The 15,790-nt window shown below is 52.9% G+C and carries 17 protein-coding genes; 12 read left to right on the forward strand and 5 right to left on the reverse strand.

Annotated features, from left to right (window positions below; genetic code table 11):
- Position 1: 1 nt before the first annotated feature.
- Genes gspG through M2406_RS14435 form a run of 8 tightly spaced genes read left to right on the forward strand, consistent with a single transcriptional unit; the run spans position 2 to position 5,272 of the window.
- Positions 2-436, forward strand: coding sequence for a type II secretion system major pseudopilin GspG (gene gspG / locus M2406_RS14400; RefSeq protein ID WP_223272808.1), 435 nt, complete (start codon positions 2-4; stop codon positions 434-436).
- The gene (gspH, locus tag M2406_RS14405) at positions 426-959 is read left to right on the forward strand and encodes a type II secretion system minor pseudopilin GspH (RefSeq protein WP_112364146.1); all 534 of its coding nucleotides are present in this window, start codon (positions 426-428) and stop codon (positions 957-959) included. Before gspG ends, gspH begins: the two co-directional genes overlap by 11 nt.
- Positions 940-1,320 carry a type II secretion system minor pseudopilin GspI gene (gene gspI, locus M2406_RS14410; RefSeq protein WP_135345180.1) on the forward strand — a complete coding sequence of 127 codons (381 nt, stop codon included), beginning with the start codon at positions 940-942 and terminating at the stop codon, positions 1,318-1,320. Before gspH ends, gspI begins: the two co-directional genes overlap by 20 nt.
- Complete coding sequence (gspJ, locus tag M2406_RS14415) at positions 1,307-1,900, forward strand: type II secretion system minor pseudopilin GspJ (protein WP_115183702.1); 594 nt, start codon at positions 1,307-1,309, stop codon at positions 1,898-1,900. Before gspI ends, gspJ begins: the two co-directional genes overlap by 14 nt.
- The gene (gspK, locus tag M2406_RS14420) at positions 1,897-2,853 is read left to right on the forward strand and encodes a type II secretion system minor pseudopilin GspK (protein WP_259190397.1); all 957 of its coding nucleotides are present in this window, start codon (positions 1,897-1,899) and stop codon (positions 2,851-2,853) included. The genes gspJ and gspK overlap by 4 nt, the downstream gene beginning before the upstream one ends.
- On the forward strand, positions 2,850-3,944 hold the full coding sequence (gspL, locus tag M2406_RS14425) for a type II secretion system protein GspL (RefSeq protein ID WP_259190398.1): 1,095 nt from the start codon (positions 2,850-2,852) through the stop codon (positions 3,942-3,944). Before gspK ends, gspL begins: the two co-directional genes overlap by 4 nt.
- Entirely contained in the window at positions 3,941-4,393 is a 453-nt protein-coding gene (gene gspM / locus M2406_RS14430) for a type II secretion system protein GspM (protein WP_259190400.1), read from the forward strand. Before gspL ends, gspM begins: the two co-directional genes overlap by 4 nt.
- A 15-nt stretch (positions 4,394-4,408) precedes the next feature.
- On the forward strand, positions 4,409-5,272 hold the full coding sequence (locus tag M2406_RS14435; protein WP_259190401.1) for an A24 family peptidase: 864 nt from the start codon (positions 4,409-4,411) through the stop codon (positions 5,270-5,272).
- Between the two features lie 2 nt (positions 5,273-5,274).
- Here the strand turns inward: M2406_RS14435 and gspS are convergent, their stop codons facing one another.
- The gene (gspS, locus tag M2406_RS14440; RefSeq protein WP_259190403.1) at positions 5,275-5,658 is read right to left on the reverse strand and encodes a type II secretion system pilot lipoprotein GspS; all 384 of its coding nucleotides are present in this window, start codon (positions 5,656-5,658) and stop codon (positions 5,275-5,277) included.
- Between the two features lie 255 nt (positions 5,659-5,913).
- On the opposite strand from gspS, the gene gbpA reads away from it, so the two are divergent.
- From gbpA to M2406_RS14455, 3 genes are all read left to right on the forward strand, one after another.
- A complete protein-coding gene (gbpA, locus tag M2406_RS14445; protein ID WP_012146938.1) occupies positions 5,914-7,329 on the forward strand; it encodes an N-acetylglucosamine-binding protein GbpA in 1,416 nt (471 codons plus the stop codon).
- Between the two features lie 66 nt (positions 7,330-7,395).
- A complete protein-coding gene (locus M2406_RS14450; RefSeq protein WP_012146937.1) occupies positions 7,396-7,926 on the forward strand; it encodes a cytochrome b in 531 nt (176 codons plus the stop codon).
- 74 nt (positions 7,927-8,000) lie between these two features.
- Positions 8,001-9,431, forward strand: coding sequence for a DUF1996 domain-containing protein (locus M2406_RS14455; RefSeq protein ID WP_259190404.1), 1,431 nt, complete (start codon positions 8,001-8,003; stop codon positions 9,429-9,431).
- Between the two features lie 13 nt (positions 9,432-9,444).
- Here M2406_RS14455 and M2406_RS14460 read toward each other — a convergent pair whose 3' ends face one another.
- The gene (locus M2406_RS14460; RefSeq protein WP_012146935.1) at positions 9,445-10,302 is read right to left on the reverse strand and encodes an AraC family transcriptional regulator; all 858 of its coding nucleotides are present in this window, start codon (positions 10,300-10,302) and stop codon (positions 9,445-9,447) included.
- Between the two features lie 222 nt (positions 10,303-10,524).
- Positions 10,525-11,082, reverse strand: coding sequence for a tyrosine-type DNA invertase (locus tag M2406_RS14465; RefSeq protein WP_259190405.1), 558 nt, complete (start codon positions 11,080-11,082; stop codon positions 10,525-10,527).
- A gap of 568 nt (positions 11,083-11,650) precedes the next feature.
- Here M2406_RS14465 and M2406_RS14470 point away from each other — a divergent pair.
- The gene (locus M2406_RS14470) at positions 11,651-13,816 is read left to right on the forward strand and encodes a YgiQ family radical SAM protein (protein ID WP_112364157.1); all 2,166 of its coding nucleotides are present in this window, start codon (positions 11,651-11,653) and stop codon (positions 13,814-13,816) included.
- A 63-nt stretch (positions 13,817-13,879) separates the two neighbouring features.
- On the opposite strand, the gene M2406_RS14475 is transcribed toward M2406_RS14470, so the two are convergent.
- Together M2406_RS14475 and M2406_RS14480 are read right to left on the reverse strand one after the other, a co-directional pair.
- Positions 13,880-14,485, reverse strand: a complete 606-nt coding sequence (locus M2406_RS14475) for a transglycosylase SLT domain-containing protein (protein ID WP_041418756.1) — start codon at positions 14,483-14,485, stop codon at positions 13,880-13,882.
- A gap of 38 nt (positions 14,486-14,523) precedes the next feature.
- Positions 14,524-15,726 carry an ROK family protein gene (locus M2406_RS14480; RefSeq protein ID WP_259190407.1) on the reverse strand — a complete coding sequence of 401 codons (1,203 nt, stop codon included), beginning with the start codon at positions 15,724-15,726 and terminating at the stop codon, positions 14,524-14,526.
- Between the last annotated feature and the right edge of the window lie 64 nt (positions 15,727-15,790).

Genomic DNA, 15,790 nt, shown 5'->3' on the forward strand with positions numbered 1-15,790 from the left:
TATGCGAACCCCAACAATGGCAAGGAACACCCGGCAGTCGGGATTTACACTGATGGAAATCATGGTGGTGATTGTGATCCTGGGCCTGCTGGCCAGCTTTATCATCCCCAATCTGATGGGCAATAAGGACAAGGCGGATCGGCAAAAAGCCGTCAGCGACATTGTTGCGCTGGAGAATGGGCTGGATATGTACCGTCTCGACAATGGCCGCTACCCCAACAACGAACAGGGGCTGGAGGCGTTGATTGCCAAACCGGTGACGCCACCGCTGCCCCGTAATTATCCGGAAGATGGCTACCTGCGCCGCCTGCCGCAGGATCCCTGGGGGAGCGATTACCGTTTGCTTAATCCGGGGAAACACAACCGGATAGACATTTCGTCAGCCGGACCAGATGGCCAATGGGATAGCGAAGACGATATCACCAATGGCTCCTAGCGGCAGGCCGCATCAGCGTGGGTTTACCCTACTGGAAATTATGTTGGTTCTGGTGCTGATTGGCCTCACCGGTGCGATGTTAGTTCCCCATGGGCGTTCAGAGCGGGCGCTTTTTTCCACGACCATGAGCACGTTGATTCTGGCGCTGGATGCCGCTCAGCAGCGCGCAGAGCAAACGGGTTTGCCCGTGGGCATTGCCGTTTCCGAGCAAGGATGGCAGCGGATGATCTACCGTCTGAGGGACCGGCCAGAAGCAACCGAAGGTTGGCGAGCCGATGGCGTTCATACCGTCATTTTGCCTGAAACCCTCAGCCTTTCATTACGTCTGGAGTTGCAGGAGATCGCCTTGCCGCCTTCCCTGACCCCCGACGTGACACCGCAGCTTTGGTTCTATCCCGGTGGTGAAATGTCGGTTTTTACCCTGAGGCTACGACAAGGGGCATGCGAACGGGTCCTGGAGACGAGCGGTTATATGAGCTTTAGCTCGGGAGATGAAAGTTGTGATGATGCGCAAGCACCCTAACGGCATGACTTTGCTGGAAGTTCTGTTGGCGATGGTGATTTTATCCGTCGGTTGCATGGCGGTGATCCGCACTACCGGGCTACAGGTGCGCAATCTTGGCACGCTGGAGGAAAAAATGGTGGCCGGCTGGGTGGCGGATAACCAACTGACGCAGCTCTATCTGGGGGATATGACCTTGTCTCCGTTATGGCAGCAGGGGAATAGCATGATGGCTAATCGACAATGGTTCTGGCGTTGTCGCAGTCGGCAGACCACCGACAGCCATCTGCAGGCTATTGATATTGAAGTGGATAGTGAACCTGAGTTCAGGTCCCCGATCTTGCGCCTGCGAACCTGGAGGATAAGCGATGCCAAACCCTGAGCAAAAGGGGTTCACCTTAATCGAAATGATGCTGGCGATCGCGATTTTTTCCTTGATGTCGCTGATGGCGTCACAGTTGCTGAGCAGCATCGTTAAGAACAATGCCATAGTGCAAACTCAGGCCAACGCGCTGACCCAGATACAACAGGCACTGGCTCTGATGGAGCGGGATGTCCGCCAAACCCTGTTGTTCCTGCCTGATCATCCGCTCAGGACCAATCTGGGGACTGCCCAAGTGGGGGAAGCCTCGCCGACGCTGGCGTTACTGCGTAGCAACTGGCTCAACCCTGGGGGCTTATTGCCTCGTTCCTCCCTGGAGCGCGTCAGTTACCGTCTGCATGACGGGCAGTTGCAGCGCCTGAGCTATCCGACCCCCGATGCCCCGGAAGACAAAGCCAGAGTCGTCACTTTGTTACAGGGTGTAGAACGTTTCCAACTGCGTCACCGGCTTACCGGACGTTGGCAAGAGGGGGCGTTTAACGGTGCCGGTTTACCTCAGGCGATAGAGGTGTCCGTGACCTTGTTCGACCGGGGGGAACTACAGCGTATTTTCTTGACGGCCGATGGAGAGGCGGCATGAAAAAATCACGGGGAATGGCGCTGCTGATCGTCCTGTTATTGCTGGCGCTGATGGCCACTTTGTCGATGGGCATTCATCAGTTTTGGCAGCTTACTTTCACCCGAACATTGCACGCGCAAACGACTTTTCAGGCCAAATGGGATCTGTTGGCGGGGGAGCAATTTGTTCGGCAGTTATTGGTGGAAAGTTTGCAAGAACAGACCTCCGTTAATCTGGGGCAGCGATGGGCAACGCCTGGGATGATACACATGGAAGACAGGGGGATTTCTTATGTTATCAAGGATGCCCAGGCCTGTTTTAACATCAATACGTTACGCTACCACTACTTGCCGGATAAGCAAAAATCGCCCCCGCAGGACCCGCCGCCGGCCCCACCGTCCGAGGTTAAAATCGACAGAGATATTGCCCGTCAGGTGTTCGGTGCTCTGTTATCGAATCTGGCGTTCACCGATGATGAAATCAAAGGCATCGGCAGTGCGATAGAACAGCGGCTGATGCCGGAGAATTCGCTTTTTACTGACGTTTCAGAATTGCGCACATTTCCCTTCATTGGCCGCCAGCAGTATCTGCGTTTACTGCCCTGGTTATGTGCATTGCCTGAACGCAAGCCGGCAATCAACATCAACACGCTGGATGAGGCTCACTTACCTCTGCTGCGCGCCTTGTTTCTGAACCAGGCCAGCGACACTCAATTGAAGAAATGGCTCAATGCCCGTCCCGAGGCAGGTTGGCGCGCGCTGGACGATCAGGATTGGCAAAAAGCACTGGCCGGGTTGCGCCTGCCCTCGTCGGCGGGGGAGAAAATGTTGGTGACGGAGAGCCGTTATTTTAACGTCCTGCTGCTGACTCAAGATGCAGACGCCGGTTATTACCTGCGCAGCAAATTGCATTATGAAAAAGGAAGGGTGACGGTGAAAGGCCGTCAAACCGGGCAGGGAGAGAAGGTTCAATGACGTGTTCAAAACCCTTGTTGGTGCTGGCATTAGGGGAGGCCGGAGCGCCAATCCTATGGTGTCAGGGGGATCCGAGTGAATCGCAATGGCGGCATGCGGGGGCAGATACCTTGCCGCCGACGCTGCCGATAAAGGCATCGCAATGCAGAGTCGTGGTCTGCGTGCCGGGCCAGTCGGTGACATTGCAGAGGGTGACATTCTCTGGCCCCAGCCGCGCGGCAACGCCTCTGGCCCTGGCTTATCAGTGTGAGGATAGCCTGCTGGAGGAGGTTGAGCAGTTGTATTGGGTAATCCTGGGTCGGCAGGACGACGACTATGCTCTCGCCGGTTATCGTCATGTGGATATGCAGCGCTGGCTGTCGCAATTGGAACGCTGGGGCATTGTTCCCGACAGCCTGTTGCCAGACACGCTTTGCGGACCGGTCAACGACCGTCATTTCTACCGTTGGCGGGGAAGGTTGTTGCGCAGGACGTCGCCGTGGTCAGGCTATTCGCTGCCGTCACAGTGGCTTTTGGCTCCGTCCGACGTCGTCGACGCCGTTCCCCTGTCACCTTGCGATGTGTTGTGGGACCGGGTTCGGGGAGAGGCCGAAACGGCGGTTTCACTCCTGCAGGGTAAATATAAGGCGCCGCCACGCTGGCAACGAAACCCGTTCTGGCGCCACTGGCCCAGCATCGCTGGGGCGGTGTTAACGCTATGCGCCCTGGCGATCGGTGGAGCGCATTATCACCAGCAGGTTAAGCAGGCCAACCAGCAACGTGACGCTTTATATCAGCGGCTTTTTGTTGGCCAGCCGATACCGGCGGAACCTGTGAGTGAGAGCGCGCGTTATATCCGAGCGCTACAAGAAGCAAAATCTCCGCGCCAATTCTTCGAACTTGCCGCGCAGGCGCAACGGGCCCTGCAGGGGATCCCGAAACACCGGGTCATTGGCCTGACTTTCGACGCCGACAGGTCAATGCTGGCCATCAGATTACAGGCGCCTGAATTGCAGCCCTCCACGCAAATAAATGATGAAGGTAACACCCTGGAGCTGCAGGTTAACCCGGCCAAACAGCAGGGGACGCTTACCCTGAAGGAAACTCAATGATGTCTCCAACAATGCGGCAGCGTGCGGGCAAAAAGAGCACGGCGCTTATCTTTTGCGGCATTCTCGTCGCGGTCAGCATTTTAGCATTTTATCTTCAGCAAAAAGGCCAGGCTCAGCAGGCGAACGCTGAACTGGCTCAAATGCAACGCAATGCGCAGCGCATTGTCATGCTGCGGCACCCTTTACCCCCGCCGCCGCCTGAAGGCACATCGCTCCAGACCCTGCTTAAGACCAGCGCTGAAAAACTCGGGGTGCGATTGGGGACCGTCCGCTCAGACAAAAATAACCTGGATGTGGCATTGCCCCCGCAACCCGTCAAGCCACTGCTGTTGTGGCTGGAGAACCTGCAACAGGCATATGGCATGGGGGTCAATTCGATTGATCTCAGCCTGCATGGGGATGAGGTCAGGGTGCAGGCATTGACTCTTCAAGTCATCTCAGTTCATTGATCAATAGGAATGACCATGGCGTTTTACACGGATACCTCTCTTTGGCTGGCGTTCTCGGGGCTGGTGGGGTTGTGCGTCGGCAGCTTGCTTAATGTGGTGATCTATCGCTTGCCGCTGATGATGCAGCAGGAAGAAACAACCTTCGTGATGGATTATTTGACCCGACACCCCAGCGCCGTACCAACGCCCGCCGGAAAGAGCATTTTCCCCGATAAAAACCGTGCAGCCCTGAACCTGTTTTTGCCGCGTTCACATTGCCCCAACTGCAAACATACCGTCGCCTGTTACGATAATATTCCACTGCTCGGTTGGTTGCTTTTGGCCGGGCGTTGTCGCCATTGCCGGCAGGCTATCGGTTGGGCGTACCCGGCGGTTGAGCTGGCGATGGCGGTTATCGCCACCCTGTTGGCCTGCTTTCTGCCTCCCGGAGCCGGCTGGGTGATGATGATGGTTTCTAGCGCCTTGCTGCTCTCGCTGGCCATCATCGATTTTCGCCATCAAATATTGCCGGATATCCTGACTTTGACGTTGTTGTGGTGCGGCCTGTTTTGGCACTGGCTGGAGCAGCGTGATTTTCTGGGTGATGCGGTGCTCGGCGCTATCGCCGGTTACCTGGTATTGTGGTTGCTCTATTGGAGTCTGCGGCTGATGACCGGGAAGGAAGGGCTGGGGTATGGCGATTTCAAGCTGCTGGCGGCGCTCGGTGCCTGGCTTGGCTGGCAGAAGTTGCCGGAAATCCTGCTGATAGCTTCGACGGCAACGCTGTTTGTTATCCTGTTGTTCGCGAAAAAACGAGCAGATAGCTGGAGCCAGCCCCAACCTTTCGGTCCGGGGCTGTGTGTTGCAGGGGCGATTTGCCTGATCTTACAGCTGAAATAGCGTTATTGTCGGCGAGAGGCCTCAATAAAAGCGGCTAACGATGAGTTAAAATAGGCACACTTCTGGGCAACCGGCGTGGGGTCTTGGTTCAGCTTGTTAATAATTTCACGGGCATTCAGCGGTAATGCGTCAGACAGGGTTTCATTGACCGGCCATTTTTTATTTTTCGCTTCTAATATCGCCGTTTTTGTTAATGCCGAAATAGCAGGAATGTCATTGCGTTGGCAATTTTCTTTTAGATACTGACTTCCGGCGATTAATGCCGCCAACTGTTGTTGATGTTCTGCATCCAGCTTGGTGGTGGGGTTATTGTCAGAACTTGTCGAACAACCCGTTAATAATGTGTTGCACAAAATAAAAGATAATAAAATCTGTTTTTTTACCACTGATAGGCCCCATGAAATTTCATAATGTCTGCGTCTTCCATGTCGAAAGACACGGAGGTGGAAGGTATTTTACGTCAGGGGGTATTATGGGCCGTCAGCGGCATTATGTCACTTATACTCCCTTATATTCAGCCTTTTTAAGGTGCCCGTGGCAGAAGAATAACTATGATATCGGCAGAGTAAATGAGCGGTTATCGGTGTATGGGATATACACCGTTTAACCAGTTAAATTTGAATGATAACTCTGGTGATAAAATGGAATTGAAAAAAATCGCGCTGGCAGTAGCTGCATTAACTCTCTCCAGTGGTGCTCTGGCGCATGGTTATGTTGAATCGCCGCAAAGCCGGGCCTATAAATGTAATTTGCAGGAAAATACCGATTGCGGCGCCGTGCAATACGAGCCGCAAAGCGTTGAGAAAGACTCCGGCTTCCCGACCGGGCCTTTACCGCGCGATGGCGAACTGGCCAGCGCCAGCATTCCTCATTATTCCCCGCTTGATAAGCAAAGTATGAATATGTGGGCAAAAAATCCCATCAAGGCGGGAATGAATACGTTTACCTGGTTCCATACTGCCATGCACAAAACCAATAACTGGCGGTATTACATCACCAAACAGAATTGGGACGCCAATCAGCCGCTGACTCGCGCGGCATTCGAAGCGACGCCTTTCTGCCAAGCTGAGGGCCATGGACAGATGCCGGCCCAGCGGGCAGTTCATGAATGTAACGTGCCGCAGCGCAGTGGTTATCAGGTGATTTACGGCGTCTGGGAAATTGCCGATACCGTAAACAGTTTCTATCAGGTCATTGACGTCGATTTTGGCGGAGGTGAAGGCATCACGTCACCATGGAGTAAGCAGCTTTCAGGGCAGGTGTCTGGTAAGGATTTGAAAAAAGGCGATAAGGTTATAGCTCGATTCTTTGACGATCAGGGAGAGGTAACGTCTCTGCGCAGCGAAATGACCATTGATAATCAGAAGCAGACGGATAAAAACCGTTGGTCACACGATCTGGCGGTATTGATTAATGCGAAACATGATGATGTACGTATTGGCGTAAAGGACACACAAGGAAGTGTGAATCCGGTTTACGGCAACAACAGTGCTTTCGTCAAGGATGACAGCCGTTTGAGCAAGGTGGTCATGTCTTATGAAGAACAGGCCCCAGGCATTGAAGAAGAAGTGGAAATCTCCGGCGTTCAGGTGGATAAAATCCAGGATGGTCACGCCAACGTGAGTTTCAACGTTAACGTCAAGGGGGAAGTCACCTTTGAAGCCCGGGTGTTCGATCACCATGGCAGTGAGAAAGGCTACCTGAAGCAAAGCGTAACCGATGACCGCCTATCGATGACTCTGCCGCTGAACGACGTTACTGCCGGGCACCATATGCTGAAATACTTCGCGACCAATAAAGAAGGTCAGTTGGTTAAACAGGATGTGATTAACCTGCAATTAGAAGATGCTTCTTCCGGCAACTATCAATATATCTTCCCCGAAGGTCTCGATAGCTACACGGCAGGGACGGTGGTGTTACAACCTAAAAATGGCAAAACCTATCAGTGCAAACCTTTCCCTTACAGCGGCTATTGCACACAATGGGCTAGCGGTAAGGCGCAATTTGAACCGGGTATCGGTGAACACTGGCAACAAGCCTGGATATTAAAAAACTAATAGCAACACTACTTTTTTGTCGGCCTGCCCCGGGCCGACTTTTTTTTATCAGTAATAAGGATATTAATGACCATGCAGAATAAGGCACCTCGCTCCCGCTACGATCGTTTTTCTCGCATATTACACTGGGTGCTGGCCGTCGGGATTATCTACGCCTCGCTGGTGGGATATGGCCTGCACTTTATTTCGGACCCCAAGATTTTCACCTTCTTCTCTGAGCTTAATATGTCATTGGCAACGGTGATGACGCTGCTGATGATTGTGCGTTTTACCTGGCGTTTTTTCAGACCCTCGGTGCCCTACGGTGAGCATATTCAGGGAAATAAAAAAGGATTGGTTATTTTACTTCATGAAATTTTCTACCTGATCATCTTTGTTGTTTTGATCAGTGGCTTCTTAATGTTGAAAGATGGCTACCTCTTTTTTGGCCTGTTGCCTGTCCCTCAGCCGCTCAATAACCTTGAAGTGAACCTCTTCTTTTTCAACGTTCATCGGTACAGTTGCATTGCTCTGGGGCTGATGTTGTTAATGCATGTCGCTGCGGTGATAAAACATCAGTTATTTGATAAGAAAAACATTCTCTCAAGAATGGTCTGACTGCCCTCTATCCATTATTTATCCGGGTTATGTACAACAGAAAATATTGTTTGTTCATTTCAAAAGGAAAAAACATGTTTAGCAATAACCTCACTTACCTTATTCCTTTGACTTTATTTATCCCTTGTTTGTCCCTGGCTTCGCCTCTGACGCCCGAATACACCCCTACCCAGGTGATTGACGGTGGTGATGTTGGCATCTTTAACGTGGTGTGCGACTATTCTCATACGTTGGCCGATGACGCGATTGTCATGCCGGGCTTGCCAGGGTTCTCGATGATCCATGATTTTTTTGGCAATACCGAGGCGGATGCGATGAGCACGACCGAGTCATTGCAAAAATCCCCGACCACCACCTGTACCTCGCCCTATGACAGCTCCTCTTATTGGGCGCCGCAGCTAAAACTAGCGGATGACAGCGTTGTTACACCCAGCTATATCAAGGTTTATTACCGTAACAATATACCGGAGCAGGCCGTTGCGCCTATCCCGCCGGGGTTGCAACTGTTGGTAGGTAACCACCATAGGTCGCCAGACGATTATGATCCTTATATTTGGTTTTACTGCCGCACATCGCTTGAGGGCGGGGTGCATTCCAACGATCCACCGGAGAGCTGCCCGCAGATAGCCGGGTTTGACGAAGGCGCAGAATTCAATATTTCGCTTAACTTCCCGGACTGCTGGAATGGCACCAGCCTGACCACTAACCCGCACAAACGCAATGCGGCTTACAGCGATAAATTAACCGGTCTATGCCCTGCGGCATATCCGGTGAAGCTCCCGCAGCTGAATATGCGTATCCATTATGCTTTGGGTGAAAATAGCAATCTTAAAGGGGCCAAATTGTCCATGAACCCCGTTTTGCAGGCTGACGGCAGTTTACTCCCTAAATGGGGCGATCTATATGCTGCGCACGCGGATTTCTTTGCCGCCTGGAGCTCGCGCGCCACGCGTTACAGCGTGGAAGAGTGCCTTAATCGCAAGATTGCCTGCGATAAGGATATTCCGGGCGATTTCGAGCGTAGCAGCGATGATGCCTGGGTTTCGGTGACCGATGGGCGTCTTCATGGTGATGAGGCGGTGATCAAGGTCGGGGGAGAGCAAAATATCGGCTTAATCAAATTTGACCTGCCGGAGCGTCTCGACAACCTGAATATCACCAAAGCCGACCTGCGTCTCTATGGCCGTCAGGTTAGCGGCGAAACCGGGCAGGTACGGTTATATGCACTGCCGGGAGTGAATTGGGATGAAAATCAGGGGCAACATGCCATCAAGAACTGTCCATCGGCCCAATTGGATCACGCGCAGATGTGGACCGATTCGGTGCAGAAAACCTTTGACGTCACTGCCGCCGTCACGCAAGCCCTACAGGCCGGGCAGCGTGAGGTGAGTTTTTGTCTGAGCGGCAGTCAAGACGCGGATGCCGAATTCAGCAGCAAAGAGGGGCCTCGCGGGCCGGTGTTGCGTTTCTATTTTACCCCCGAAAATAGCCATCAAAACCCTTAACCTTTTGCCGTCGCTAGGGACGCAGGGACGAAGGAGACCGGCCGAACTGGCGACGGAAGTGGGTACTGAATTGCGCCGGGGCGCTGAAACCGCATTGGGCGGAGATCTCGGTCAGAGATAACCGGCTGGTGATGACCAGTTGATAGGCTCGCTCCAGCCTTCGATGCAGAACATACTGATAGGGTGGCAGGCCAAAAACCTGTTTAAAAACCCGGGAAAAATGGAACAGGCTCAGCTCGGTGAGTTGAGCCAGAGCCTGAAGAGTGATGGTCTCACCCAGGTTATCTTCGATGTAGCAAGTCAGTTGCTCCATCTGCGTTTTGGTGAGCGCCTGGTGAGCGAGCGCCTGCGAGGACAACACTTGCAGGTGATGTGAGGTTTCAGTCAGCATCGTCAACATCAAGGACGTTGCATGTAATTCATCCGTACTGGTTTTCAGGCTGGCGCACAGTTGTCTGATTAACGGGCTGCGGATATTGGCGTTAGGCTCAATATTCAGCCCAGTGGCACCACCCGGAAGCGACGCGATGAGCTCGGGGGAAACGGAAATAGCGGTGTATTTGAGCGTGCCGTCGATATAAGTCACCGCCTCAAAACCGCAGCCGCAGGGGACGATATCCGCGACCTGGCCGATTGTGCGTCTGCAGGGAACCCGTTTGTGGTCAAACCAAATGTCGCCATGGATGGTGCTACCGCCGTCAGCAGCGTGAAAACTGTCATAGACAATCAGCGTGTGGCTGGGACGGGAAAGTTGAGCTTGATGAGCCCCGCTGACCGCAACGTTATCCACCTGACCGTATTCCCAATGCGTAGAGCTAACGGTTAATTCTGTCTGGTGACGGTAAACAAGCCCATTGTTATCTTTAGTCATGGTGTCGGAGGCCCTGAAAATTTTAAAAGCGACGGGTTAATGGTGAATAATCCTGTATCGGATGAATAAGTCCTGCGGTTGATTCATCTAATCTATGGATGCGAACTCAGGATGCGTAGGGTAGTAATGTGTTTCTAGTCACTTTAGTTATTAATAGTTCAATTTGGAAATATACTTTATTTCTATTTGTGAAGCGTTGTTATTATTTCTTGGGGAAATGAATCAGAATTCAATAGCCTGAAATCGCATGGCATTACTGGCGGTATAGAGTACGGTGTGGTGAATGTTTCGATGCCCAAGGTAGTCCTGAATCAAGCGGGTGTCCATGCCCAGATTTGCCAGAAAGTAGCCGCAGGCATGGCGTAACATATGAGGATGTGTCGGAACCTGGATGTTGGCGTTTTTACCGTAATCACGGATCAGACGGTAAATTTGCTGGCGGGTTATTGGCCCGCCTTTTCGTGAAAGAAACAGCCAGGGCTGATCGGCATAGTGCCAGCTTTTCCTTATTTCCAACCAATGATTCAGCATGACTATCTCATTTTCATGTAAAGGGTGTTGTACGGAAAGACCATTCTTCAAACGAGGGATGTAGATCCTCTTCGCATCCAGCTCGATATTATCTAATGTCAACCCCCGCAACTCACTGGCGCGTAAGCCGTGAATAAAGCACATGCTGATCATGCACCTGTCGCGCCAGGCATTCAGGCCTTTTTTAATATTCTCGATCATGCTGTTTATTTCTGACTCATCCAGATATTTTCTGATGTTCGGTTTCACACAGACCTCCGTTGTACTTATGTGTGGTGAGATTAAATGATCGAGTAATTATAAAATTTTTCTTAATGAACGTTCCGACTTAAGATAAATCTTATGTCGTTATGTTTGCATAAATAGACTCCCATCTTCTACTTGATTATTGCTGTGGCATTGTGATTTTTGCCATGCTTCGACCCTTGTCATCTATGTTATTAAAAAACAATTAGTTATGTGTTATTTATTTTTGCTTAATTTATTTTTTAATTATTAACATTGCTTGTGTTGATTTTTTGTTTAATAAGAATGCCTTTTGTTAAGTGCGGTTAATTATTTAATTGTCAGTATTATTCAGCGTTTTTTATTAAAATTGAGTAATGCGTTACGAGAATGAAGCACAGTGTGAGGTCCATTGCGGCCATCAGTGGCCTTAAAGGCCACTCTGACAAACCTGAGGGCTCGTTCCGGCTTGCCTTTCACCGGCGTAGCCCGCGCCGTGATGTGACCGATGTGTGAAATAACCATGCTCTTTTTGCAACTAGTGCGTATAATCGCCGCCCGGCGATTAATTAACCTGTGAAAGAGCACCAGAATGAGCACTACCAGTCTGATCCAACCCGACCGTGAATTGTTTTCCTATAAGCCTTATTGGGCCGAATGTTATGGCACCGCGCCGTTTTTACCGATGTCGCGCGAAGAGATGGATCAACTGGGCTGGGACAGCTGCGATGTGATCATTATCAGTGGTGACGCCTATGTCGATCACCCAAGTTTTGGCATGGCGATCATCGGCCGTATGTTGGAAGCGCAGGGCTTCCGCGTCGGTATCATCGCGCAGCCGGACTGGAGTAATAAAGAAGATTTCATGCGTTTGGGCAAACCGAACCTGTTTTTCGGCATCACCGCCGGCAATATGGATTCGATGATCAACCGCTATACCGCCGACCGCAAGCTGCGCCACGATGATGCCTATACCGCCGGCAACGTGGGGGGCAAACGCCCGGATCGCGCGACGCTGGTTTACAGCCAACGCTGTAAAGAAGCCTATAAAGATGTGCCGATCGTACTGGGCGGCATTGAAGCCAGCCTGCGCCGCATTGCTCACTACGATTACTGGTCGGATACCGTGCGCCGCTCGGTGCTGGTGGATTCCAAAGCCGACATGCTGATCTACGGCAACGGCGAACGGCCGTTGGTGGAAGTGGCGCACCGTCTGGCCGCCGGCGAAAAAATCAGTGAGATCCACGATATCCGCAATACGGCAGTGATGCGCAAGGGCGCGTTACCAGGCTGGACTGGCGTAGATTCTACCCGTCTGGATAAGCCGGGCCGCATTGAACCCATTCCAAACCCTTACGGCGACGATCTGCCCTGCGCCGACGGCGGCAAGCCGGAACCGGAAGCCAAGCCGGTCACCGTGCGCGCCGCCAAGCCCAAGCCGTGGGAAAAAACCTACGTGTTGCTGCCGTCCTTTGAAAAGGTGAAGGCCGACAAGGTCTTGTATGCGCACACCTCGCGTATTTTGCACCATGAAACCAACCCGGGCTGTGCCCGCGCGCTGATGCAGTCACATGGCGATCGCTACGTGTGGATCAACCCGCCGGCTATTCCGTTGACTACGCCGGAAATGGACAGCGTGTTTGCCCTGCCGTACCAGCGTATTCCGCACCCGTCCTACGGTAAGGAAACCATTCCGGCCTATGACATGATCCGCTTCTCGGTCAACATCATGCGCGGTTGCTACGGCGGTTGTTCATTCTGTTCGATCACCGAGCATGAAGGACGCATCATCCAGAGCCGTTCGGAAGACTCTATCATTCGTGAAATCGAAGAGATCCGTGACAAGGTGCCGGGCTTTACCGGCGTGATCTCCGATTTGGGTGGCCCGACGGCCAACATGTACATGCTGCGCTGCACCAACCCGCGCGCAGAGCAGACCTGCCGCCGCGCCTCGTGCGTGTATCCGGAAATCTGTACCTACATGGACACCAACCACGAGCCGACCATCAAGCTGTATCGCCGTGCGCGTTCACTGGAGGGCATCAAGAAGATCCTGATCGCCTCTGGCGTGCGTTACGATCTGGCGGTAGAGGATCCTCGCTATATCAAAGAGTTGGCTACCCATCACGTTGGCGGCTACCTGAAAATTGCCCCGGAACACACCGAGGAAGGTCCGCTGTCGAAAATGATGAAGCCGGGTATGGGCAGCTACGATCGGTTTAAACAACTGTTCGACCATTACTCCAAACTGGCGGGCAAAGAGCAGTATCTGATCCCGTATTTCATCTCCTCGCATCCGGGCACCCGCGATGAAGATATGGTGAACCTGGCGCTGTGGCTGAAGAAAAACCGTTTCCGCCTCGACCAGGTGCAGAACTTCTACCCGTCACCGATGGCTAACTCCACCACCATGTATTACAGCGGCAAAAACCCGTTGAGCCGGGTTGGCTACAAGAGTGAAGATGTGGTGATACCGAAGGGCGATCGTCAGCGTCGTCTGCACAAGGCGCTGTTGCGTTATCACGATCCGGCCAACTGGGCGATGATCCGCACCGCGCTGGAAGAGATGGGCATGAAGCACCTGATCGGCAGCCGTCGCGAGTGTCTGGTTCCTGCGCCAAGCATTGACGAGCAGCGTGAAGCCAAGCGTTTGCAGCGCCATACCCGCCCGGCGTTGACCAAACACACCGACATCACCCGTCAGCGTACGCCGTCCAATAAGCCGCCGCGCAAGCCTATCCGCAGCGGTAAACCCTAACGGTCGGGCAGTGCTCTTAAACGAAAAGGAGAACCCCCGGGTTCTCCTTTTTGCTGTTGAAAATCAAAGCTGCTCGTAGGCCGCTTCTACTTTCATCAAATGGCGCGGTGCCTGCGGGGCGGGATGATACTTGCGGACATGCCAGTTAAAGGCTTCCGGCGATAGATTGTTAATCATCGAAATGGCTTGCTGGCGGTTGCTGGAGAAGGTCCGCAGCAGCGCACCCGTGCCGTTTACGTACGCGATGATGGTGGCGTAACGAAGCGTGACGGGATCGTCGATCCCCTTAAGCTGCTGTTTTTGCAATACGGCAATATAGGCGGCACCGAGATCGATATTGGTATCCGGATCCAGCAAATCGTCTTCGTCCGGGCAGCCGCGTTTGCCTTTGTAGCGATAGGCGTCGCAACCTGCGGTATCGGCTTTCAGCTGCATTAACCCTATGGCATTTGACCGGCTGATTGCAGCCGGGTTAAAGCCGGATTCCACCTTAATCATCGCGGCGATCAGCTTTTGATCGACATCGTATTTATCCGCAGCATCTTCAATTGCGTCATCAAAAGCGTGAGCATCATAGCTGGTACGCGGTTTTTTGCTGGAACAACCGGCCAGGATCAGCATCAGGCAGACAATGCCTGCGCGTGACCAGAGTCGTAGAGTGGGGTTCATGGTGCTCCGTATTGTTTTTACTGGGATAAAGTCGGGCATCATAGCATCTCCGTCAGTGCCTGTTCGACATACAGATAGCCTATCCCCGTCACCTGCTGCGCGCGCGTCAGTTGGCCAAAGCCGATATGCGTGGCCTGGGCCTGGATCTGGTCGTGCCGGTCGAAAGGGTTAAAACCGGTCTGACTGATGATGGTGTCCAGCCAGACCTGACCAAATCCACAGCTGCGCCCGTACAGATAGATACGGTTGATATTGAGGATATTAAGGAAGTTATACAGGCTCAGGCCAATCGCCTGGGCGGCGCGTTGCACCAGCACCTGCAACGCAGCATCGCCCTGATGATAACGGGCAATCAGGTCGGCGGTGGTGGGGGTTTTAATCCTTTCGCCTTCCTGTTGTGCCCAGGGAGCGACCTTGAGCTGAATGCGGGCCTTTTTCTTCAGCGCCGACAGCGAAGCGATGGTTTCCAGACAGCCGTAACGGCCACAGGAGCAAAGGCCGCCATCGGGATCGACAATGGTATGGCCGATTTGACCGCTGCCAAACAGGCTGCCCCGGTAAATCTGCTGGTTAATCACAAATGATGAACCTATGCCGTAATCGACGTTAATCACGCAAAAGTCCTGCAGATTGGCGTTATTTTGCCACTTTTCCGCCAGCCCCAGCATCACGCAGTCGTTATCGATCAAAACCTCGGTCTTCAGACGCTCTTCCAGCAGGTATTTTATCTCTACCGGGCCTTCCCACGGGGCCTGCGGCATACGTTGGGACACCCCGGTCAGCGGATTGACCTGGCCGTGGATCGACAGCGCAATCTTCAGTGGCATGCCCTGCTGGCGGCTGTGCAGATGATAGATTTGCACCATTTCCTGCAGCATCGCCTGCGGCGTAGTGGCGACGATCGGCTGCGGGGTGAAGGCGCTGCAAGGTGTCATCAGGCCATCCACCACGATGCTTTCAATCAGATAAGGGGAGACATTCAGGCACAGGATGCGTTGCCCGGCGGCGGCGATGCGGTAACTGCCGCCACCCAAACCGCGGCTGTGCAGGTTGTGCGGGTCGTGTTCTACCCGCTGCTCTTCCTGCAGTTCGTCGAGAATTTTGCCGACCGCAGGAATAGACAGCTGCGAAAGCCGCGCCAGCGTCGACTTACTGGCGACCTTTTCCCGGTACAGCAGTGCACATAACACCCGTTTATTAAAATTACGCACCCGCTGGTTATTCAAACCTTGCAATGCCATTTATTAAACCCCGTTTAGTGTATTGCGTGATGGTAGCGCATAAAGTCATCAATTCCGTCATCTA

The sequence above is a fragment of the Serratia sp. BIGb0163 genome (assembly GCF_024809935.1).
In the GTDB taxonomy this organism is placed as follows: Bacteria; Pseudomonadota; Gammaproteobacteria; order Enterobacterales; family Enterobacteriaceae; genus Serratia; species Serratia quinivorans.